The sequence below is a fragment of the Rudaea sp. genome (genome assembly GCF_047601565.1).
Lineage (GTDB): Bacteria > Pseudomonadota > Gammaproteobacteria > Xanthomonadales > Rhodanobacteraceae > Rudaea.
Genome location: NZ_JASGIY010000001.1, coordinates 351,377 through 374,237, shown reverse-complemented (window position 1 = coordinate 374,237; position 22,861 = coordinate 351,377). Strand labels below are relative to the sequence as shown.

General features: G+C 67.2%; 15 protein-coding genes. 8 read left to right on the top strand and 7 right to left on the bottom strand.

The features are described 5' to 3' along the window. Positions 1-66 precede the first annotated feature (66 nt). The 6 genes from rfbB (at position 67) to QM741_RS01580 (ending at position 13,952) form a co-directional block, all read left to right on the top strand. Positions 67-1,119 (top strand): dTDP-glucose 4,6-dehydratase, encoded by a 1,053-nt coding sequence (gene rfbB / locus QM741_RS01605; protein WP_415206002.1) that lies wholly within the window; start codon positions 67-69, stop codon positions 1,117-1,119. A gap of 58 nt (positions 1,120-1,177) precedes the next feature. Next, positions 1,178-2,077: a glucose-1-phosphate thymidylyltransferase RfbA gene (gene rfbA / locus QM741_RS01600; protein ID WP_415206001.1), complete on the top strand. Its 900-nt coding sequence runs from the start codon at positions 1,178-1,180 to the stop codon at positions 2,075-2,077. Further along, positions 2,064-2,621, top strand: a complete 558-nt coding sequence (gene rfbC, locus QM741_RS01595) for a dTDP-4-dehydrorhamnose 3,5-epimerase (RefSeq protein WP_415206000.1) — start codon at positions 2,064-2,066, stop codon at positions 2,619-2,621. The genes rfbA and rfbC overlap by 14 nt, the downstream gene beginning before the upstream one ends. Then, positions 2,618-3,568, top strand: a complete 951-nt coding sequence (rfbD, locus tag QM741_RS01590; RefSeq protein WP_415205999.1) for a dTDP-4-dehydrorhamnose reductase — start codon at positions 2,618-2,620, stop codon at positions 3,566-3,568. The genes rfbC and rfbD overlap by 4 nt, the downstream gene beginning before the upstream one ends. Before the next feature lie 89 nt (positions 3,569-3,657). Then, complete coding sequence (locus tag QM741_RS01585; protein WP_415205998.1) at positions 3,658-5,106, top strand: mannose-1-phosphate guanylyltransferase/mannose-6-phosphate isomerase; 1,449 nt, start codon at positions 3,658-3,660, stop codon at positions 5,104-5,106. Positions 5,107-5,966: 860 nt separating this feature from the next. Continuing rightward, positions 5,967-13,952 carry a hypothetical protein gene (locus QM741_RS01580; RefSeq protein WP_415205997.1) on the top strand — a complete coding sequence of 2,662 codons (7,986 nt, stop codon included), beginning with the start codon at positions 5,967-5,969 and terminating at the stop codon, positions 13,950-13,952. A 113-nt stretch (positions 13,953-14,065) separates the two neighbouring features. Here QM741_RS01580 and QM741_RS01575 read toward each other — a convergent pair whose 3' ends face one another. The 4 genes from QM741_RS01575 to QM741_RS01560 form a co-directional block, all read right to left on the bottom strand. After that, entirely contained in the window at positions 14,066-14,629 is a 564-nt protein-coding gene (locus QM741_RS01575) for a YggT family protein (protein WP_415205996.1), read from the bottom strand. A gap of 114 nt (positions 14,630-14,743) precedes the next feature. Further along, positions 14,744-15,571: a pyrroline-5-carboxylate reductase gene (gene proC / locus QM741_RS01570; protein WP_415205995.1), complete on the bottom strand. Its 828-nt coding sequence runs from the start codon at positions 15,569-15,571 to the stop codon at positions 14,744-14,746. A gap of 110 nt (positions 15,572-15,681) precedes the next feature. Then, on the bottom strand, positions 15,682-16,983 hold the full coding sequence (locus QM741_RS01565; RefSeq protein ID WP_415205994.1) for a diguanylate cyclase domain-containing protein: 1,302 nt from the start codon (positions 16,981-16,983) through the stop codon (positions 15,682-15,684). A gap of 243 nt (positions 16,984-17,226) precedes the next feature. Next, positions 17,227-17,898 (bottom strand): YggS family pyridoxal phosphate-dependent enzyme, encoded by a 672-nt coding sequence (locus QM741_RS01560; protein WP_415205993.1) that lies wholly within the window; start codon positions 17,896-17,898, stop codon positions 17,227-17,229. 84 nt (positions 17,899-17,982) lie between these two features. Between QM741_RS01560 and QM741_RS01555 the strand changes: the two genes are divergently transcribed. Together QM741_RS01555 and QM741_RS01550 are read left to right on the top strand one after the other, a co-directional pair. After that, complete coding sequence (locus tag QM741_RS01555) at positions 17,983-19,020, top strand: type IV pilus twitching motility protein PilT (RefSeq protein ID WP_415205992.1); 1,038 nt, start codon at positions 17,983-17,985, stop codon at positions 19,018-19,020. 39 nt (positions 19,021-19,059) lie between these two features. Next, positions 19,060-20,220 carry a PilT/PilU family type 4a pilus ATPase gene (locus tag QM741_RS01550; RefSeq protein ID WP_415205991.1) on the top strand — a complete coding sequence of 387 codons (1,161 nt, stop codon included), beginning with the start codon at positions 19,060-19,062 and terminating at the stop codon, positions 20,218-20,220. A gap of 35 nt (positions 20,221-20,255) precedes the next feature. Here QM741_RS01550 and QM741_RS01545 read toward each other — a convergent pair whose 3' ends face one another. The 3 genes from QM741_RS01545 to QM741_RS01535 all read right to left on the bottom strand — a co-directional run bounded on the left by QM741_RS01545 (position 20,256) and on the right by QM741_RS01535 (position 22,843). After that, entirely contained in the window at positions 20,256-20,576 is a 321-nt protein-coding gene (locus QM741_RS01545; protein WP_415205990.1) for a hypothetical protein, read from the bottom strand. A gap of 219 nt (positions 20,577-20,795) precedes the next feature. After that, the gene (locus QM741_RS01540) at positions 20,796-22,076 is read right to left on the bottom strand and encodes a c-type cytochrome (protein WP_415205989.1); all 1,281 of its coding nucleotides are present in this window, start codon (positions 22,074-22,076) and stop codon (positions 20,796-20,798) included. Beyond that, a complete protein-coding gene (locus tag QM741_RS01535; protein WP_415205988.1) occupies positions 22,073-22,843 on the bottom strand; it encodes a c-type cytochrome in 771 nt (256 codons plus the stop codon). The genes QM741_RS01540 and QM741_RS01535 overlap by 4 nt, the downstream gene beginning before the upstream one ends. Positions 22,844-22,861 lie beyond the last annotated feature (18 nt).

The window sequence follows — 22,861 nt, the reverse complement described above, 5'->3', positions numbered from 1 at the left end:
TCAACGGCATGGGCTAGAATGCTTGTCCGCGTCGCCGCCGCGGCGCAATGGAAACCTCGTCAGCGCATGAAAACTCTTCTGGTCACCGGCGGCGCCGGCTTCATCGGCGGCAACTTCGTGCTCGGTGCGGTAGCGGACGGCCAGCGCGTCGTCAATCTCGACAAGCTCACCTACGCGGGCAATCTCGACACGCTCGCCGCGCTCAAGGGCAATCCGCATCACATTTTCGTCCATGGCGACATCGGCGACCGCGATTTGGTCGGCAAGCTGCTCGCCGAGCATCGGCCCGACGCGATCGTGAATTTCGCCGCCGAGTCGCACGTCGATCGTTCGATCGACGGCCCTGCGGCTTTCATCCACACCAACGTCGTCGGCACCCTTGGGCTGCTCGAAGCGACGCTCAAGCACTGGCGCGCGCTGCCCGAGGTGGAAAAGGCCGCGTTCCGCTTCCTGCATGTTTCGACCGACGAGGTCTACGGCTCGCTCGGCGGCGAAGGCAAGTTCACCGAAACGACCGCGTATGCGCCGAATTCGCCGTACTCGGCGTCGAAGGCCTCGTCCGACCACCTCGTGCGCGCCTTTCACCACACCTACGGCCTGCCGACGCTGACGACGAACTGCTCGAACAATTACGGTCCGTACCAGTTCCCCGAAAAGCTCATCCCGCTGATGATCCACAAGGCGCTCGTCGGCGAGAAGCTGCCTGTCTACGGCGACGGCAGGAACGTGCGCGACTGGCTCTACGTCGGCGACCATTGCAGCGCGATCCGCCGCGTGCTCGACGCGGGCCAGGCCGGCGACGTCTACAACGTCGGTGGCGACGCCGAGCGCGAGAATATCCATGTCGTGCGCACCATCTGCGCGCTGCTCGACGAGCGCCGGCCGCTGGCGAACGGTGCCCGGCGCGAATCGCTGATTTCGTTCGTCAAGGATCGCCCCGGACACGACCGGCGTTACGCGATCGATGCGTCGAAACTCAAGCGCGAACTGGGCTGGACGCCGGCGGAAAGCTTCGAGTCCGGTATCGCCAAGACCGTCGATTGGTATCTCGCCAACGAAGCGTGGGCACAGCGCGCGCTCGACGGCAGCTATCGCATGGAGCGTCTCGGCGCCGGCTGATTTCTGCCCGTCCTTTTCGCGAAAAGGGGAACGGCGGATGGATCAAAGGGAGTATAAAATGCAGCAAACTGGAAAAGGCATCATCCTCGCGGGCGGCTCGGGCACGCGCCTGTATCCGCTCACGCAGGTCATCAGCAAGCAGTTGCTGCCGGTGTACGACAAGCCGATGATCTACTATCCGCTGTCGACGCTGATGCTTGCCGGCATCCGCGACGTGCTCGTGATCAACACGCCGCACGAGCAGGCGCTGTTCCAGACACTGCTCGGCGACGGTTCGCAGTGGGGCATCTCGATCCGCTACGCGGTGCAGCCTTCGCCCGACGGCCTGGCGCAGGCCTACCTGATCGGCCGCGACTTCGTCGACGCCAAGCCGAGCTGCCTGATCCTCGGCGACAACATCTTCTACGGCCACGGTCTGACCGACATGTTACGCCGCACCGCCGCGCGCGACCGCGGCGCAACCGTGTTCGGCTATTGGGTGCGCGATCCACAGCGCTACGGTGTCGCCGAATTCGATGCGGACGGCAAAGTGTCCGGCCTCGAAGAAAAACCCCGGAATCCGAAGTCGAATTACGCCGTCACCGGCCTGTACTTCTACGACGGCCGCGCGAGCGATTTCGCGGCCGCATTGAAACCTTCGGCACGCGGCGAGCTCGAGATCACCGACCTCAACCGCTGCTACCTCGACGACCGCTCGCTGATGCTCGAAAAGCTCGGCCGCGGCTACGCCTGGCTCGACACCGGCACGCACGAATCGCTGACCGAAGCGTCGAACTACATCGAGACGATCGAAAACCGCCAGGGCCTGAAAGTCTGTTGCCCGGAAGAGATCGCCTACCTCGGCGGCTGGATCGATGCGGAACAGGTCCTGCGCCTTGCCGCGCCGCTGGCGAAGAACGGCTACGGGCAATATCTGCAACAACTGGTGAAGCAGGGACGCAGAAATGAAATGGATTGAAACCGATCTGTCGGGCTGCATGATCGTCGAGCCGCAGGTGTTCGGCGACGCACGCGGCTTTTTCTATGAAAGCTACAACGCGGAAAAGTATAAAAATGCCGGGATAGACCGCAACTTCGTGCAGAGTAACGTTTCGCGCTCCGCGCGCGGTGTGCTGCGCGGCCTGCACTACCAGTGGCCGAACCCGCAGGGCAAGCTGGTCAGCGTGCTCGAGGGCGAAGTCTACGACGTCGCCGTCGACATCCGCCGCGGCTCGCCGACGTTCGGACGCTGGGCCGCGGTGGTGCTGAGCGCGGAGAACAAGCGTCATTTCTGGATACCCGAAGGTTTCGCCCACGGTTTCGCCGTGCTATCGGATTTCGCCACGTTCACCTACCAGTGCACCGCGCTCTATGATGGCGCGGCCGACGCGGGCATCCGCTGGAACGACGCCGACATCGCGATCGACTGGCCGCTCGGCGCGCCGCAAATGTCGGCGAAGGACGAAAAGGCGCCGTTCCTGCGCGAAGTGTCCGCCGAAAAACTGCCGGCGTACTTGCCGTGAAGATCCTTCTGCTCGGCGCGAACGGCCAGGTGGGATTCGAACTGCAGCGTGCGCTCGCGCCGCTCGGCGACGTCGTCGCGGCGACGCGAGGCGGCAAGTTGCCCGGCAACATCGATTGCCTGCGCGTGGACCTCGGCGATGCGGATTCGCTCGACCGCGCATTGCGGGCCGAACGTTGGAGCGTCGTCGTCAATGCGGCGGCCTACACCGCCGTCGACCGCGCCGAGGACGAGCCTGCGCTCGCACAGCGCATCAACGGCGAGGCGCTGGCGCAGATCGGACAATGGGCCGCGCGCAACGTCGCGTTCGTCGTGCACTATTCGACCGACTACGTGTTCGACGGGCAGGGCGCGCGGCCGTATCGCGAGGAAGATGCGCCTGCGCCGCTCGGCGCCTACGGCCGCAGCAAGGTGGCCGGCGAGGTCGCCTTGCGCGAGTCCGGCTGCGATCACCTGATCCTGCGCACGGCCTGGGTCTACGGCGCGCGCGGCGGCAATTTCCTGCGTACGATGCTGCGCCTGGCGCGCGAGCGCGGCGAATCGTCGAACGGCGGCCTGACCGTGGTCGACGATCAGCGCGGCGCGCCGACGTCGAGCCGGCTGATCGGCGCGACGACGGCCGCGATCCTCAAGCAATGGCGCGACGACGATGCGGCGCGGCGCGAGAGATACAATGGCGTCTGTCATCTCGCAGCGGGCGGCGAGACCACGTGGTGCGGATTCGCGCGCGCCATCGTCGCGCGCGCCGCGGCGGCGGGATGGATTCCGCGCGAAGTCGAAGTGATGGCGATCCGCACTGCGGATTTCCCGACCAGGGCGCGAAGACCGGCGTATTCGGTGCTGGACGCGTCGCGGCTGCGCGAGCGCTTCGGCCTGACGATGCCGGAGTGGACGAAGGGGCTGGACGCGGTGATCGGCGAACTGGCCGAAGCCGCCGGCGGCAAATAGCAACGGGGCGGAAGGAAACGGGCCGGTAGAGGGCGCCGTCGAGTCGACCCCGCGATCGGCGACGATCGCGCAACGATGGAGGTACAGCAATGTTGATCCCCGTAATCCTTTCCGGCGGCGCCGGCACCCGCCTCTGGCCGGTATCGCGCAGCGCATACCCGAAGCCGTTCATGCGCATGGCCGACGGCGAATCGCTGCTGTACAAGACCTTGACGCGCGCTTTGCGCGTGGCGAGCACCGGCGACGTGCTCACCGTCACCGGGCGCGATTTCTACTTCCTCAACCGCGACGAGTACGCGCGCCATCCCGGCGCCGACATCGACCGCATGCGCTTTCTGCTCGAACCCGCGGGGCGCAACACGGCGCCGGCGATCGTGCTTGCCGCGCTGCACGTGCGCGAGCATTTCGGCGCGGACGCGACCCTGCTGGTCCTCGCCGCCGACCATCTGATCAACGACGTCGACGCCTTCGTCGCCGACGTCGCGCGCGCGCAGGCGCTCGCGCAGGACGGCTGGCTGGTCACGTTCGGCATCCCGCCGCAACATCCGGATACCGGCTTCGGCTATATCAGGCAGGGCGAGCAGATCGGAACGAGCGGGCAACGCCGGATCGAAGCCTTCGTCGAGAAGCCCGATCTGGAAAAAGCCAAGCAATATCTCGCCGGCGGCAATTACGTCTGGAACTCGGGCATGTTCTGCTTCCGCGTCGATGCGCTGCTCGAAACCGCCGCGCAGACTTGCCCCGACGTGCTCGCCGCCGCGCAGGCCTGCCACGCCGGCGCACGCACGCACGAAAGCCCGGTCGAATACGACAAGGACAAGTTCCTCGGCCAGCCCGACATCTCGATCGACTACGCAGTGATGGAACGCGCGCAACGCCGCGCTGTGGTCGCCGCCGGTTTCGACTGGAGCGACATCGGTTCGTGGAAGGCGGTCAGCGAGATTCCGTCCGCGGCCGAACCCGACGCCGCGGGCAACCGCGTGCTCGGCAAGGCCGTCGTCGTCGGCAGCGAGAACTGCTACATCCAGAGCGACAAGCGCATCGTCGCCGCGGTCGGGGTCAAGGATCTGGTCATCGTCGACACCGCGGATGCCGTGCTCGTCTCCGATCGCGAGCACGCACAACAGGTCAAGCAGGTCGTCGAGCAATTGCGCGACGACGGTCACGAGAGCACGCGCCATCACCAGACCGTGCGCCGGCCGTGGGGCAGCTACACGATCCTCGAGGACGAGAACGACTGCAAAGTCAAACGCCTCACGGTCAAGCCGGGTCAGGTGCTGAGCCTGCAACTGCACCATCGCCGCAGCGAGCACTGGACCGTCGTCCAAGGCACGGCCAAGGTGCGCGTCGGCGACAGGGAGTTCCTGCTCGAACGCAACCAGTCCTGCTACATCCCGGTCGAGACGCTGCATCGCCTGGAAAACCCGACCGACGCCGACATCCACCTGATCGAAGTGCAATGCGGCGACTACTTCGGCGAGGACGACATCGTCCGGCTCGAGGACAAGTACGGACGCGTGCCGGCCGCAGCCTCGTAACGCTGCGTCCATCCGGGCTGCAGCCCGGTACCTTCGCCAGCGGCGCCGCTTCCGGCTCCGACCGCGGATGCGGATGCCGCATTCGCTAATCGGTCGTTCTCGGCCGATTGTCCGACAGCGTCACATTCCGACCCACTTTAATTAATCCTGAGGTAAACCCCCGGATCTGCCGGGGGACTAGTCAAGGTTTGACCGTTCCCACGGTCGGCTTCACCCAATAGATGTCTTGAATGAGGCGAGAAGAAGTAAGAGGACGCAGGTTACGAGGCTTGTGATTTTCGATCGCGAAAAGGCCCCTTTGAGGGGCCAGCGATCGCTAAAGCCCCCGGCTTTGCCGGGGGATACTTACTGTGGACTGCATCACTTTTTCTGCTATTCTTTGTTCTTTGTAATGTGGTTGACGATTGCTTCATGCATGCGGCTTACGCCAAGGCATGCACGTATGGGTTTTCGGATCATTCGCGCAAGATCGTGCCGCAATGGCACGAGTATTGCTGAAGCGCTGCAAATGACTCGTAAACCATAGCCTTGTCGCGCGGCCGAACGGTCCGCATCGGCACAGGTTGGTTTGTGTCGGACTTTGTCAGGGGGGCATGGCAAACATGTCGTGGACAACGCTCGTAGAAGGTGTCGTTGCATGCCGTGACGATTCGCGCCGCTGCGCGCATCGATCGCGACGAGTTCAAGCGTCGTTTCAAACAGGCTCATCCGAAAAGATTGCCGCATCAGCGGCGATTGCGGCTCCACCCTTTCTGCCCACGACCGCGCGAGCAGGCTGCTCGGCGCGTCCGGGCGCCAGTGAGATGCAAATCATGCGTGTGAACGTTTCGGCCAGCCCGGCAAAGAAAGCTTTCGGCTGCATGGCATTTTTGCTGGGCTGCATTGCCGCGCCGGCCTTTGCCCAGGTACAGCGCAGCTTCGCCAATCCCGGATTCGAGACGCCGGACTTGGTCACGGCCGGCTGCCGCGTCTACATCAACCAGTCGCAAGTGCCCGGGTGGAGCACGACGCATGCGAACTATGCAACCGAGAATTCCGGCGGCTGCGTGGTGAACGGCAGTGCGGGCACGACCAACCTGGGCACGTCGCCCGGACCCATCATCGAGTTGTGGAAAACACCTCGCAACAACTCATCCGGCGGCGAGGTCGACGCGCCGGGCGGCACGCAGATCGCGGAACTCAATGCAGCGCTCGCGTCGCGCCTGTATCAGAGCGTCTGCCTGATGAACGGCGAGCAGGTCAACTGGCAGTTCGACCATCGCGGCCGTGGCAGCGCCACCACGCCGGACGTTGCCAACGTCGTGATCGGCGGCAGCACCGTCGTGGCGACGGTGGATACGACCAACAACGGCACGTTCACCACGCCGACAGCGAATCTGGGCACCGCGACCGGAGCAAACATCTCGGGCAACGCGACCTGGGTCAAATACTCCGGCAGCTTCAACTATCCCGGTGTGACCGGCCTGACCAACTTCGGCTTCGAGGCCGTCGGCGGAACCACGAGCGGCAACCTGCTCGACGACGTCCAGCTTGCGCTGGCGCCGGTCGTGGATTTCGTCAGCCCGAGCAGCTCCGATCTGGAAGGCGACAGCGGCAGCAATCTTCTCGCCAACCGGCCGACGCTGCGCGTCAACGGCACCGTCACGGCCGCTTTCACCGTCACGGTCACGATCACCGGCGGCACGGCGGCGAACGGCACGGACTATTTCACCAACACCGCCACGGGGACCAGCAATACGCTGAGCGTGAGCGTGCCGGCGGGCGTCTACGACGGCGTCACCACCGGCTTGTTCCAGTTGCCCGTCTATGTCGCCGGCAACACCACGGTGCAATCGAACCGGGACATCCAGTTCACGATCCAGTCCGGCACGGACTATCTGCTGTCTTCCAACACGACCTGCGGCGGTACGGCGCAGACCACCTGGGACTACACCATCATCGACGACGACGGCGCGCTGGCCGTGACGAAGACGGCGTCGGCGCCGGTGCTCGTTTCCGGGGCGCAGTACGACATCACCTATACGATCGTCGTCGACAATTCCTCAGGCGTGTCGAGAACCTATTCGTTGACCGACACCCCTTCTTTCGATGCGGATGTGACCATCAACAGCCTGACGGCGCTGTCGTGCACGAGGACTGGCGGCAGCACTTGCGGAGGAACTCTGCTCGGCACGCCCGTGAACAGCGCCGGTCCGTGGGCGCTCGATACCAGTCATGCGCTGGCCGACGGCCAGACCGAAACCTATACGATGACCGTGCGTTTCACCGTCAACGCGGGCCAGACCGGCAACGACAGTTGCGGCGCGAGCGGCGCCGGCTTGTTCAACAGCGTAGCCGCGACCGTAACCGGCTCCGGTGCCGGAACCTTCACGGCCTCCGCCTGCCAGAACACGCCGACGCTGGTCTGGGTGACGTTGAACAAGCAACTGCCCAATCGTGCCGCGACGACCGACCAGATCCAGGTCCGCATGTTGTCGGGCGGCATCGCGGTGACCAACGGCAGCGCCACCACCAGCGGAACCGGAACGAGCGCGAGCACGGGACAGATCGTGCTTCCCGCCGGATCCACGCTCCAGTTCACCGAAGCGCTCAAAGCCGGCGGCACGGGCACCGATCAGGCGCCGAGCAACTACATTGCGTTGTTGTCCTGCACCAACGCCACGACGGGTTCCGCCACCGTGCCGCCGAGCGGCAGCGGTACCGCCCAAGCCACCCAGCAGGCATGGCCGGAATTCACGCCTGCCGCCGGCGATGTGCTGAATTGCACCATCACGAACACGCTTGCCCCGGGCACGCTGACGGTGACGAAGAACATCACCGGCGGCCCGGCGACGACGAGCGCGATGGCATTCCCGTTCAGCGTGGCGTGCTCGACCCCCGACGCGACGTATTCCGGCACGGTGGACGTGGCCGCGAACGCGACGACCGGTTCGACGACTGTGAGCATTCCGGCCGGTTCGACGAACTGCACGATCAGCGAAGGCACGCAGCCGACGGCACCGACGAACTACACCTGGGGTACGCCGACGTACACGCAGCCCGCGGCGACGGCGATGGCGGCGGGCGGTACGGCGAGCGGCACGATCGTCAATCCGCTAAATACTCTGCCGAGCATCGCCGTGACAAAGACGGTGAAGACGGTAAATGGTAGTCCGGCCAACTCGTCGACGGTAGTCGGCGCGGGCGATCAGATCGTATACACACTGACCTACAGCAATAGTGGTCAGACGGCCGGTGTGGGCACGGCGTATGAAGTCGTGCCGCAGAACACGATACTGACAGCGGTAGCCGCGACGGGCACGACGGCATGCACCCTGAGTGCGGCGGCGGGCACGGCATGCCAGATCGACACGGCCTCGGCAGTTCCGGGGAACGGCACGACGACGGTAGACGTAACGGTGCAGGTAAACAGCCCGTTGCCGGCGAACACGACGAGCATCTACAACCTGGCCTCGACCGCACTGCCGAATACGTGCACGGCGAACGGCGCCTGTACGACGCCACCGACGGGTCCGAGTTGCACGGCGCCTGCCAGTTGCACGAACAATCCCACCAGCATTCCGAGCGTCACCGTGGCGAAGACGGTGGACGCGACCACGCCGAATCCGATCGGCGCAAACCAGGATGCGGTGTTCGATCTGACCGTGACCAACACGGTGACGGGCACGACGCAGGCCGCGGGCTATCAGTTCTATGAAGTCGTACCGCAGAACACGACGTTCACGGCGATTTCGAATGGCACGACGGACTGCACGCTGCCGGCGGCCGCGGGCACGCTGTGCACGATCACGGTGACGAACGCGGTGGTGGCGGGCACGGACCAGGTGGTGGAAGTGACGTTCACGACGCTGACGCCGCTTCCGGCGGGACTGACGAGCGTGTACAACGTGGCGACGCAGGACCTGACGGTGCCGCCGGGAGCGGGCTGCACGACGAGCGGCACGGTCTGCACGACGCCACCGACGAATACGTGTCCGAGCGGCGACACCTGCGCGAGCGTGACGACGGTGTCGCCGTCGATCACGGTGACGAAGACGACGAGTGCGACGAGTGCGAGCGCGGGGGCGCCGATCAGCTACACGCTGACGGCGGCGAACGGGACGGGGACGAACCAGGCGGCGGGCTACGTGACGTATGAGGTGGTGCCGCAGAACACGACGTTCACGAGCATCAGCGGAGCGACGAGCGACTGCACGGGCGGTGAGGCGGCGGGCACGCTGTGTGCGATCACGTGGCCGGCGATCACCGCGAACAGCAGCGTGGTGGCGACGGTGGTGGTCACGCCGGTGAACCCGCTGCCGGCGGGGACGACGACGATCTTCAACCTGGCGACGAGCGACGACACGCCGCCGACGGGATGCACGGCGGGGACGCCGGGGACGTGCGCGACGCCGCCGACGAGCTGCACGGGCACGCAGAGCTGCGTGAGCACGCCGGTGACGGCGCCGTCGATCACGGTGACGAAGACGACGAGTGCGACGAGTGCGAGCGCGGGGGCGCCGATCAGCTACACGCTGACGGCGGCGAACGGGACGGGGACGAACCAGGCGGCGGGCTACGTGACGTATGAGGTGGTGCCGCAGAACACGACGTTCACGAGCATCAGCGGAGCGACGAGCGACTGCACGGGCGGTGAGGCGGCGGGCACGCTGTGTGCGATCACGTGGCCGGCGATCACCGCGAACAGCAGCGTGGTGGCGACGGTGGTGGTCACGCCGGTGAACCCGCTGCCGGCGGGGACGACGACGATCTTCAACCTGGCGACGAGCGACGACACGCCGCCGACGGGATGCACGGCGGGGACGCCGGGGACGTGCGCGACGCCGCCGACGAGCTGCACGGGCACGCAGAGCTGCGTGAGCACGCCGGTGACGGCGCCGTCGATCACGGTGACGAAGACGACGAGTGCGACGAGTGCGAGCGCGGGGGCGCCGATCAGCTACACGCTGACGGCGGCGAACGGGACGGGGACGAACCAGGCGGCGGGCTACGTGACGTATGAGGTGGTGCCGCAGAACACGACGTTCACGAGCATCAGCGGAGCGACGAGCGACTGCACGGGCGGTGAGGCGGCGGGCACGCTGTGTGCGATCACGTGGCCGGCGATCACCGCGAACAGCAGCGTGGTGGCGACGGTGGTGGTCACGCCGGTGAACCCGCTGCCGGCGGGGACGACGACGATCTTCAACCTGGCGACGAGCGACGACACGCCGCCGACGGGATGCACGGCGGGGACGCCGGGGACGTGCGCGACGCCGCCGACGAGCTGCACGGGCACGCAGAGCTGCGTGAGCACGCCGGTGACGGCGCCGTCGATCACGGTGACGAAGACGACGAGTGCGACGAGTGCGAGCGCGGGGGCGCCGATCAGCTACACGCTGACGGCGGCGAACGGGACGGGGACGAACCAGGCGGCGGGCTACGTGACGTATGAGGTGGTGCCGCAGAACACGACGTTCACGAGCATCAGCGGAGCGACGAGCGACTGCACGGGCGGTGAGGCGGCGGGCACGCTGTGTGCGATCACGTGGCCGGCGATCACCGCGAACAGCAGCGTGGTGGCGACGGTGGTGGTCACGCCGGTGAACCCGCTGCCGGCGGGGACGACGACGATCTTCAACCTGGCGACGAGCGACGACACGCCGCCGACGGGATGCACGGCGGGGACGCCGGGGACGTGCGCGACGCCGCCGACGAGCTGCACGGGCACGCAGAGCTGCGTGAGCACGCCGGTGACGGCGCCGTCGATCACGGTGACGAAGACGACGAGTGCGACGAGTGCGAGCGCGGGGGCGCCGATCAGCTACACGCTGACGGCGGCGAACGGGACGGGGACGAACCAGGCGGCGGGCTACGTGACGTATGAGGTGGTGCCGCAGAACACGACGTTCACGAGCATCAGCGGAGCGACGAGCGACTGCACGGGCGGTGAGGCGGCGGGCACGCTGTGTGCGATCACGTGGCCGGCGATCACCGCGAACAGCAGCGTGGTGGCGACGGTGGTGGTCACGCCGGTGAACCCGCTGCCGGCGGGGACGACGACGATCTTCAACCTGGCGACGAGCGACGACACGCCGCCGACGGGATGCACGGCGGGGACGCCGGGGACGTGCGCGACGCCGCCGACGAGCTGCACGGGCACGCAGAGCTGCGTGAGCACGCCGGTGACGGCGCCGTCGATCACGGTGACGAAGACGACGAGTGCGACGAGTGCGAGCGCGGGGGCGCCGATCAGCTACACGCTGACGGCGGCGAACGGGACGGGGACGAACCAGGCGGCGGGCTACGTGACGTATGAGGTGGTGCCGCAGAACACGACGTTCACGAGCATCAGCGGAGCGACGAGCGACTGCACGGGCGGTGAGGCGGCGGGCACGCTGTGTGCGATCACGTGGCCGGCGATCACCGCGAACAGCAGCGTGGTGGCGACGGTGGTGGTCACGCCGGTGAACCCGCTGCCGGCGGGGACGACGACGATCTTCAACCTGGCGACGAGCGACGACACGCCGCCGACGGGATGCACGGCGGGGACGCCGGGGACGTGCGCGACGCCGCCGACGAGCTGCACGGGCACGCAGAGCTGCGTGAGCACGCCGGTGACGGCGCCGTCGATCACGGTGACGAAGACGACGAGTGCGACGAGTGCGAGCGCGGGGGCGCCGATCAGCTACACGCTGACGGCGGCGAACGGGACGGGGACGAACCAGGCGGCGGGCTACGTGACGTATGAGGTGGTGCCGCAGAACACGACGTTCACGAGCATCAGCGGAGCGACGAGCGACTGCACGGGCGGTGAGGCGGCGGGCACGCTGTGTGCGATCACGTGGCCGGCGATCACCGCGAACAGCAGCGTGGTGGCGACGGTGGTGGTCACGCCGGTGAACCCGCTGCCGGCGGGGACGACGACGATCTTCAACCTGGCGACGAGCGACGACACGCCGCCGACGGGATGCACGGCGGGGACGCCGGGGACGTGCGCGACGCCGCCGACGAGCTGCACGGGCACGCAGAGCTGCGTGAGCACGCCGGTGACGGCGCCGTCGATCACGGTGACGAAGACGACGAGTGCGACGAGTGCGAGCGCGGGGGCGCCGATCAGCTACACGCTGACGGCGGCGAACGGGACGGGGACGAACCAGGCGGCGGGCTACGTGACGTATGAGGTGGTGCCGCAGAACACGACGTTCACGAGCATCAGCGGAGCGACGAGCGACTGCACGGGCGGTGAGGCGGCGGGCACGCTGTGTGCGATCACGTGGCCGGCGATCACCGCGAACAGCAGCGTGGTGGCGACGGTGGTGGTCACGCCGGTGAACCCGCTGCCGGCGGGGACGACGACGATCTTCAACCTGGCGACGAGCGACGACACGCCGCCGACGGGATGCACGGCGGGGACGCCGGGGACGTGCGCGACGCCGCCGACGAGCTGCACGGGCACGCAGAGCTGCGTGAGCACGCCGGTGACGGCGCCGTCGATCACGGTGACGAAGACGACGAGTGCGACGAGTGCGAGCGCGGGGGCGCCGATCAGCTACACGCTGACGGCGGCGAACGGGACGGGGACGAACCAGGCGGCGGGCTACGTGACGTATGAGGTGGTGCCGCAGAACACGACGTTCACGAGCATCAGCGGAGCGACGAGCGACTGCACGGGCGGTGAGGCGGCGGGCACGCTGTGTGCGATCACGTGGCCGGCGATCACCGCGAACAGCAGCGTGGTGGCGACGGTGGTGGTCACGCCGGTGAACCCGCTGCCGGCGGGGACGACGACGATCTTCAACCTGGCGACGAGCGACGACACGCCGCCGACGGGATGCACGGCGGGGACGCCGGGGACGTGCGCGACGCCGCCGACGAGCTGCACGGGCACGCAGAGCTGCGTGAGCACGCCGGTGACGGCGCCGTCGATCACGGTGACGAAGACGCTGACGAGTGTCAACGGCAGTGCGCCGGGTGCGGGCGTGAAGGCGGGCGACGTCCTGGTGTACACGATCACGAGCGTCAATTCGGGCGGCGCGACCGCTTCGGTCGGGCTGACCGAGACCGTGCCGGCGCAGACGATCTACGCCGGCGGTGGCTCCGCTGAGGGAACATGGACGGGATGCACGGCCGGAACGACGACGAACCCGACTACCTGCACGCAGACGCAGTCGGTGGGCGCCGGGGCGAGCGTGTCGACGACGTTCACCGTGCAAGTGAACGCACAGGTGACCGCGGGCGCGATCGTCAACACGGTGATGACGGATACCGGCGATTGCACGTCGTGCTCGCCGAGCATTCCGGTGGTCACGTTCGATCCGCCGTTCATCGCCAAGTCGGTGGATGCGACCGGCCTGCCGACCCTGACTTGGACCATCGTGGTCGACAACGATGCGAACGCGGCGGCGCAGTACACCGAAGTGCGCGATGCGGTGCCGGCGGGCCTGAGTTACGTTTCGGGCAGCATCACCTGCACGCAGTACGGATCGTCGGCGATATCGAGCTGCGCGTTCGATTCGGCCAACAACCGCGTGCTAGTCGATGCCACGCTGGCTTCCGACGTGGGTGCCGCGAACCCGGCGACCGCGCCGAACCGTGTGGTCATCGTTTTCCAGGCCAAGTACACGGCGGCCACGCCGTCCGCGGTGACGAACACGGCACTGGCCTGTTACGACCCGAACGACAGCCAGGGCGCCGTGAGCGCGTGTACGCAGTCGGTGTCCGCAGCGGCAAGCTATGTGCCGCAGACGACGCCTTCGGTTCCGACACAGCCGGTTCCGCTAGATGCGCGCTGGATGCTGGTATGGATGGCGTTCCTGCTCTCTGCCGCCGCGGCGATGGCGATGCGCGGGCGCGCATCGTCGTAGAGCGGGGGCGGTTCGGGTCGCACCAAAGCCCGGGTTCATCGAACCCGGGCTTTTCCCGATCGGCTCGCCGGGCCCCGGCAGGCCGGCGGCGCGGGGCGCGTTGGCTCGCGCCTCTACAACCGTGCCGCGAGATCGGTCAGCGGCATGATCGCGAGCAGGCGCACCAGGATCAGTACGACCGAAGCGATCAGGAATGACAAATCCATTCCGCCGACCGGCGGCACGAGCCGACGGAACGGACGCACGACAGGCTCGGTGAGCTGCACGAGCACGCGCGCGTTCGGATGCGCGCGTTCGTCGGCGAAGAAGCTCAGCAGCGCGCGGATCAGCAGCGCCCAGAACACGATCCACACGGCGATGCCGAACACGGCGACGAAGGCGCCGAGCAGCCAGCCGAATGCGCCGACGCGCAGACCGAGGGCGGCAAGCAGGGCCAATTCGACCAACGCCAGCGCATAGGCGATGGCGATCGAGGCGATTTCGATCTTGCCGACGCGTGGCAGCAGGCGACGGATCGGCGCGACGACCGGATTGGTGAGTTTGTAGACGAATTGGCAGACCGGGTCGTAGAACGCGGCGTTGACCGCGATCAGCATCGCGCGCACGAGAAACACGCCGACGAGAAAATCGAAAATCGTCTGGATCAGGAATGCGGCGGCGTTGAACAGATAAGGCATGTCGGTCATTACTCTGCACGCGCCCGCGATGGGCGTGGTGGCGTTACTTCCCTGCGACGGGATTCCGGCAATCCCGGCCGGAACGACGATGGAAGTTTCGTTGTCGGTGGAGCGCTATTCGAACTGCGCGGAAAGCGCCTGTCCGCGTTGGGTCGCGGCGGCGACGGCGCGCGCGACGACGGCGCGCAGCGCGTCGGCCTCGAAACTGTCGAGCGCGGCCTGGGTGGTGCCGTTCGGCGAGGTCACGCGCTGGCGCAGCACGGCCGGCGCTTCCCCATCCTCGCGCAGCATGCGCCCGGCGCCGAGGCAGGTCTGTGTCGCCAGTGCGCGTGCGGCCTCGCGCGGCAAGCCCTGGGCGACGGCCGCGTCTTCGAGCGCCTCGACGAGCAGGAAGAAATACGCCGGACCCGAGCCCGACAGCGCGGTGACCGTATCCATGAGCCCTTCGTCGGCGATCCATACGGCGAGGCCGGCGGCGTCGAGGATGCGCTGCGCCAATTCGCGCTGACTCGCATCCACGCGCGCATTCGCGACGAGGCCGGCGGCGCCGGCGCCGATCAGCGCGGGCGTGTTCGGCATGCAGCGCACGACGGCGAGGCCGCCGCCGAGCCAGGCGTCGATCTGGTCGAGGCGGATGCCGGCGGCGATCGACACGATCAGCGGCCGGCGCGCCTGCACGACCTCGCGCAGCGCGGCGCAGACGGTTTTCATTGCCTGCGGCTTGACCGCAAGCACGATCGCATCGGCGTCGCGCGCGGCATCGGCGCCCTCGGCGTGCGCGGCGACGCCGAAATCGCGCGCGAGCGCGGCGCGCAGGTCGGCATTCGGCTCGGCGACGGCGATGTCCGCGCCCGCGCTGCCGGCGCGAACGAGCGCGCCGATCAGGCTGCGCGCCATGTTGCCGCCGCCGACGAAGGCGATGCGTGATGCGCTGCCCGTCATGGTGCGACCAGCGCCGGCTGGCGCGGTGAAGCGGGGATGCGTGCTTGCATGGCGGTTTTCTTCGTTGCGAACGGGAGAGGATACGACGGAGCGGGGGTTTTGTTCGATGGCTATATGGCGCTGTCGGTGGCGGGCTGGTCCGAATTCGCCGGCTCCAGCGTGCCCGGCGTCCGGTTCGCCTGCCAGTGCGTGACCCGGCCTTGCCCGTAGCGTCGGCTCTTGGTCGCGTACATCGCCCGGTCGGCGAGATGGAGAAGGTCCTCGGCGTCGCGCGCCGCGTCGGGATAGACCGAAATGCCGACGCTTGCGCTCGGGTGGATCGTCAGCCCATGGTATTGCATCGGCAATTCGAGTTGCGCGTGCAGCTCGGCGACGAGTCCGTCGAGATCCGAGTCGTTCGCCAGCGGCGAAAGCAGCACGATGAATTCGTCGCCGCCGATGCGCGTGGCAGTGGTCTCGTGAGGTCGCCACGCGCGCAGGCGGGCCGCGATGCGGCTGAGCAACTCGTCGCCGGCCGCGTGGCCGAGGCCGTCGTTGACCGACTTGAACGCATCGATGTCGAGATAGAACAGGGCGGCGCGGGTGCGGTCGCGGTCGCATGCCGCGATCGTCTGCTGCAGCATCGGTTCGAACATCGCGCGATTCGGCAAGCCGGTCAGCGCGTCGACGTAGGCCACGCGCTGCAAGGCGGCGTTGCTCTGCGTGAGGAGACGGTCGCGCAGACTGATTTCGTCGAGCAGGGCGTTCAATTCCAGGCGCAGGTCTTCGATTTCGGCGAGCGAAGACGACGGCGCGCGCCGGCGGAAATCGCGTTCCTGGATCAGGTGTTCCACCACGGCGCGCAATTGCCGGATGGGTTGGGTGAAGCGTCGTGTGTAGGCGCGCGCGAGCGAAAGCGCGCACAGCGCGACGACCGACCCGCCGAGCACGAACCAGACGAGCAGACTGCGCAGCGCGCGCAGCACCGGCATGCTGCCACCTTCGAGCGCGATGCTGCCGATGGGGCCGCCTTCGCCGATCACGTCCTGTTCGATGTGTTCGTTGCCGATCCATTCCCCGAGCCGGTCGGCCCAGCCGTTCGTGCGCCTGTCGATGCGTGCGAGTGTGGTGCCTGCGCTGTCGCGAATCTCGGCGTAGACGATGCCTTCGTCCTTCGGAATCGACTGCAGGATTTCCTCGGCCGCCTTCGTGTCGCGGGACTCGATCGCGCTGCGGCTCTCCCTCGCTGCGAAGCCGGCCAGCGTTTGCAGATGGCGTGCGGTCTGCTCGTGCAGGAAATGGTAGCTGAGCAGGAACGCGCCCGCGCCGACGACGATGATCGCGAGCGCCGAAATCGACAGCAGCGCGCGGCCGATGTGCGCGAACGATGCCGTGGCCGGCAGGCTTTCGCGTGCGCCGGGCGCGGAGTTCACGGCGAGCCCTCGTCTTGCCGGCGCGGACGGGGCGCGGAGCCGGCGGCGGATTCGGCGGATCGCGGGCACGCCGATACCGTCACGGCCGGGAACCCGGTCCGGACGAGGCTTCCACGGAAGAGAAACACCCTGTCCATCTCGGAACGAAGAATTGTGCTGGAAGACGGCCTGCGTCAAGCCGCAGGGCGCGAACTTCTCGCTTCTACGGTTGGTTTGCGAGAAGCGCGAATTGTGGCACAAAATTCACCGGCGCGGCCCGAACAGGGCGGAACCGAGGCGTACCAGCGTCGCACCGTGCGCGATCGCGGCTTCGAAGTCGTCGGACATGCCCATCGACAAGGTGTCGACGCCGGCGTGGGCGCGGCGCAGGTCATCGAACAGCACGCGCATTCGTGCGAATGCGGCTTCGCGGCGACGCGGGTCGGGGTGCGGCGCCGGAATCGTCATGAGGCCGCGCAGGGTCAGTCGCGGCGCCGCGCGCACGGCTTCGGCGAGCGCGCCGATGTCCGCAGGCCGGCAACCGGACTTGCTCGCCTCGTCGTCGATGTTGACCTGGATCAGCACCTGCAGCGGCACGGCGTCGGCAGGACGATGGCGGTCGAGCGCGGCGACCAGCTTGGTCCGGTCCAGGCTTTGCAGCCAGTGGAAACGCGCCGCCACCTCGCGTGCCTTGTTCGACTGCAGCGGGCCGATCATGTGCCATTCGAGACCGAGACCGGCGAGTTCGCGCTGCTTGGCCAGCGCCTCCTGCACGTAGTTCTCGCCGAACGCGCGCTGACCGAGCGCGGCCAGTTGGCGTAGCGCCGAGGCCGGTTGGGTCTTGCCGACCGCGAGCAGCGTCACCTCGTGCCCGGCGTGCCGCGCGGCGGCGGCGACGCGTTCGCACACGACCCGGTAGTTTTCGCTCGAATCCATGCCTGTGCCACACATCGTTGCCCGTCGCCCACGTTATACTCGCCGCCAGCGGGCCGGCAAGCGGCCGACGACAGGGGTAGGGATGTGGACATAGCGGAACTCTTGGCCTTCTCGATCAAGAACAAGGCATCGGACCTGCATCTCTCGGCCGGCCTGCCGCCGATGATCCGCGTCGACGGCGACGTGCGCCGCATCAACATGCCGGCGCTCGAACACAAGCAGGTCCATTCGCTCGTCTACGACATCATGTCGGACAAGCAGCGCCGCGACTACGAGGAATTCCTCGAGATCGACTTTTCGTTCGAGATCGCCGGGCTGGCGCGTTTCCGCGTCAACGCGTTCAACCAGAACCGCGGTGCCGGCGCGGTGTTCCGCACGATTCCCTCCGAGGTGCTCACGCTCGACGACCTCGCCGCGCCGAAGATCTTCAAGGAACTGATCGACCAGCCCGTGGGCCTGATCCTCGTCACCGGGCCGACCGGCTCGGGCAAGTCGACCACGCTCGCGGCGATGGTCGACCACATCAACAAGAACGAGTACGGCCACATTCTCACGATCGAGGATCCGATCGAATTCGTCCACACCGCGAACAAGTGCCTGGTCAACCAGCGCGAGGTGCACCGCGACACGCACGGTTTCAACGAGGCGCTGCGCTCGGCGCTGCGCGAGGATCCAGACTACGTGCTCGTCGGCGAGTTGCGCGACCTCGAAACGATCCGTCTTGCGTTGACCGCGGCGGAGACCGGCCACCTCGTGTTCGGCACGCTGCACACCTCGAGCGCGGCGAAGACGATCGACCGCATCATCGACGTGTTCCCCGCGGGCGAGAAGCCGATGGTGCGCTCGATGCTGTCGGAGTCGCTGCGCGCGGTCATTTCGCAGTCGCTGCTGAAGAAAGTCGGCGGCGGCCGCATCGCCGCGCACGAGATCATGGTCGGCATCCCCGCGATCCGCAACCTGATCCGCGAGGACAAGGTCGCGCAGATGTATTCGACGATCCAGACCGGCAGCGCGTTCGGCATGCAGACGCTGGACCAGTGCCTGCTCGACCTCGTCAAGCGCGGGCAGGTCACGCGCCAGGAGGCGGCGACTTATGCGAAGAACAAGGATGTGTTCAAGTGATCGCCGCGTCGTTCGTCAACGTGTGAACGAGGAATCGCCATGAGTCCAGCCGATTTCAACTCCTACCTCAAGTTGATGGTGCACAAGAAGGCATCGGACCTGTTCATCACGGCCGGGTTGCCGCCTTCGATCAAGATCGCCGGGCGCATCGCGCCGATCACGCAGGAGGCGCTGACCGCGCAACAGTCGCGCGACCTCGTTTTGAGCGTGATGACGCCCTCGCAGCGCGAGGAGTTCGAGAAGACGCACGAATGCCAGTTCGCGATCGCGCTCGCCGGCGTCGGCCGCTTCCGCGTGAGCTGCTTCTACCAGCGCAGCAACGTCGGCATGGTGCTGCGCCGGATCGAGGGCAAGATCCCGACGCCCGAAGAACTCAACCTGCCGCCGATCATCAAGCAATTGGCGATGACGAAGCGCGGCATCATCATCTTCGTCGGTGCGACCGGCACCGGCAAGTCGACTTCGCTCGCGGCGATGATCGGCTACCGCAACCAGAATTCGACCGGCCACATCATCACGATCGAGGACCCGATCGAATACGTGCACAATCATGCCGGCTGCATCGTCACCCAGCGCGAGATCGGCATCGACACCGACAGTTGGGAGAACGCGCTGAAGAACACGCTTCGCCAGGCGCCCGACGTCATCATGATCGGCGAGGTGCGCGCGCGCGAGACGATGGAGCACGCGATTGCATTCTCCGAAACCGGCCATCTTTGCCTGTGCACGCTGCACGCGAACAATGCCAACCAGGCGATGGACCGCATCATCAACTTCTTCCCCGAGGATCGCCGCTCGCAGTTGTTCATGGACCTTTCGCTCAACTTGAAGGGCGTGGTCGCGCAGCAGCTCATCCCGACGCCGGACGGCAAGGGCCGGCGCGTCGCCATCGAGGTCATGCTCGGCACGCCGCTCGTCTCGGACTACATCCGCAAGGGCGAGGTGCACAAGCTCAAGGACGTGATGAAGGAGTCGACCAACCTCGGCATGTGCACGTTCGACCAGAGCCTCGTCGCGCTCTACCACGCCGGCGAGATTTCCTACGAGGACGCGCTGCGTTACGCCGACTCGTCCAACGAGGTGCGCCTCAAGATCAAGCTCGCACAGGGCGGCGACGCGCGCACGCTCGCGCAGGGCCTGGGCGACGTGGACCTGGTCGAGGACGAGAAAACGCGCGGCGGATTTTCGTTCCGCGGCTGACGCACGCCGCAGCGGCGGCGCGATTCATCACGCGGCTACAGGCGCGCGCGCAAACGGCGGAACCAGCGTGCGCGCACGAGCGCGGCGACGCCGACCGTGGCGAAGAAGAACCCGAACGCGAGCAGCGTGGCGAGCACCTGCCGCCACAGCGCGCCGCCGACGCCCGTCGCCGCGCGGAAGCCCCAGCGCATCGCGGCGATGCTCGCAACGGCGGCGAGCGCGAGCACGGCCAGGTCGGCGATCCGACGCGGCGCACCGCGCGGCGCGCGCGGATAGAAGCAGTACAGCGCGCCGACGATGCAGAACGCCGGCAGGAACAGGATGAAGGCGAGGTCGGTCTGGATCGCGGTGGGCACGTGCGCTTCCTTCCATGCTTATCTGATCAATTAACAAACGTCCGAAAATCAACAGAGTTACCACGAAGACACGAAGATCACGAAGGTCACGAAGGAAAAGTCACGAAGAAAATCGGAGAAAAATCACGATCTTGTTCTGTTCGCTTTTCTTCGTGTCTTCGTGGCGACTCTTTTGATCTGCTCTGCGGATTGTCAACTGATCATATAAGCATGTTTCCTTCAATCGAGCACGATGCCGTGCATCGCCTCCACATCGGCGGCGGTCAACTGCGAGCGCTGGCCACCGAACGTTTCGCGCACGTAATGAGTGACCGCGGCGATCTCGGCCGCGCTCAACGTCTGCACGAACGGCGGCATCGAATACGGCTGCGGATTGCGCGCGGTCGCCGCGGCGAAGCCGCCGTAGAGCACCATGCGCACGGCGTCGATCGGATCGGGCGCGCTCGCCGCGACCGCGTCGCGCAGCGCAGGAAACTGTCCGCTTTTGCCTTCGCCGTCGTCGACGTGGCAGTCGCCGCAGTGGCGCCAGTAGATTTCCGCGCCGTTGCCGGCGACGGGCTCGCGCGGCGGCTCGGGCAGCAGCGTGAACGCTGCCTTGCGCGCGGGCCGCGCCGGCACGCTCTTGAGATAGCGCGCCATCGCCACGGCGTCTTCCTCGTCGAGGAATTGCAGGCTGCGGTACACGACTTCGGCCATTGGCCCGTAGGCGGCGCCGTAGTCGCCTGCGCCCGAGCGCAGATAGTCCGCGAGTTGTTCGATCGAATAGCGTTGCAACCGTTTCGCGTCGAGCGGCGGCGCATACCAGCCGCTGACCGGAATGCGCCCGCCGGCGAGATAGCCGTCGGCGGCGAGCGCGCCGTTCGCCTCGCGCGTGCTGTGGCACATCGCGCAATGGCCGAGTCCGTCGACGAGATAACGGCCGCGATCCTCGTTCGCTGGCGCGGACGGAACGGGCCGGTAGTGCAGCATGCGCCAGAGCACGAGCGCCGGACGCCAGCCTGCGGGGAAGTCGAGGTGGTTCGCCGGCGGCACGTTTGCGCTTGCGGGCAGGCTGCGCAGCCAGGCGAAGATCGCCTCGATGTCCGCGTCGGCGAGCGTTGCGAAATGCTCGTAAGGAAACACCGGATACAGCGGGCCGCGCCGGCTGACGCCGTGGCGCATCGCATGTGCGAATTCGTCGATCGACCAGGCGCCGATGCCGTGTTCGCGGTCGCTCGTCAGGTTCGAGGAATAGATCATGCCGTAGCCGGTGGCGAAGCCGCGGCCGCCCGCGAACGGCGCGCCGCCCGGCGCGGTGTGGCAGGCCGCGCAGTCGCCGATGCGCGCGAGGTATTCGCCGCGCGCGAGCGTTTGCGCGTCGTTCGCGACGACGCGGCCGCTGGCGTGCGGAATGCGATACGGCGCAAGGCCGCCCTGTCGTTCGAACAGGAAGAATCCGATCGCGAGCGCGGCGAGCACGAACGGGACGGCGGCGAGGCCGGCGATGCGCCACGCTTTCATTTCGCCACCTGCGCGTGCGGCAGCGATCCGCAGGCTTTCGGCGGCACGAAGCTGCCGGCCGGCGCGGGACGCACGCCATCGACGTTGGACTGCTGCGAGAGGTACGCCGCGATCGCGCGGATGTCGTCGCTTGCGACCTTGCCGGCGACGTCGTGCATGCAGTCGGGCGGCGCGCCGTTGCGCACGCCCTCGCGCCACGCGCCGAACTGGGCGATGACGTAATCCGCCGGCAAGCCGAGCAGCGCGGGCACGCCCGGCTCAAGCCCGGCCAGATTCGCGCCGTGGCAGGCGCTGCACGCGGGCACGTCGTGCGCCGGGTCGCCGTGTTCGACGAGGCTCTGCGCGACGCGGCGGCGTTCCTCGGTCAACTGCGCCGCGCCTGTGTCCGCGCTGCGCGTGCGCGGCGGCAGCGCCGCGTAGAAATCGGCGATGCGCCGCAGGAAGGCGTCGTCGGCGAAACGCACATACCAGGCCATCTGCGCGCTGGCGCGGCGGCCGTCGCGGAACCCTTTCAGCTGCTCGAACAGATAGCCGGCCGGCTTGCCGGCGAGATGCGGATAGTACTCCGCGCCACGCACGCCCTCGCCGTGCTTGCCGTGGCAGGCCGCACAGGCGGCGGGCGTGCGCCGAAATCGTTCTCCTCCTGCGCGGACGCGCGCGACGCCAGCGCGAGCAGGCAGGCGAGGAGGATCGCGGGCAGGCTCGCGACGACGGTTTTTCCGGGCATGGGTCGATTTTTGGCTGAATCCTTTTCGTCTCGCGCGCATTCTACGCGGCGAGGCGGC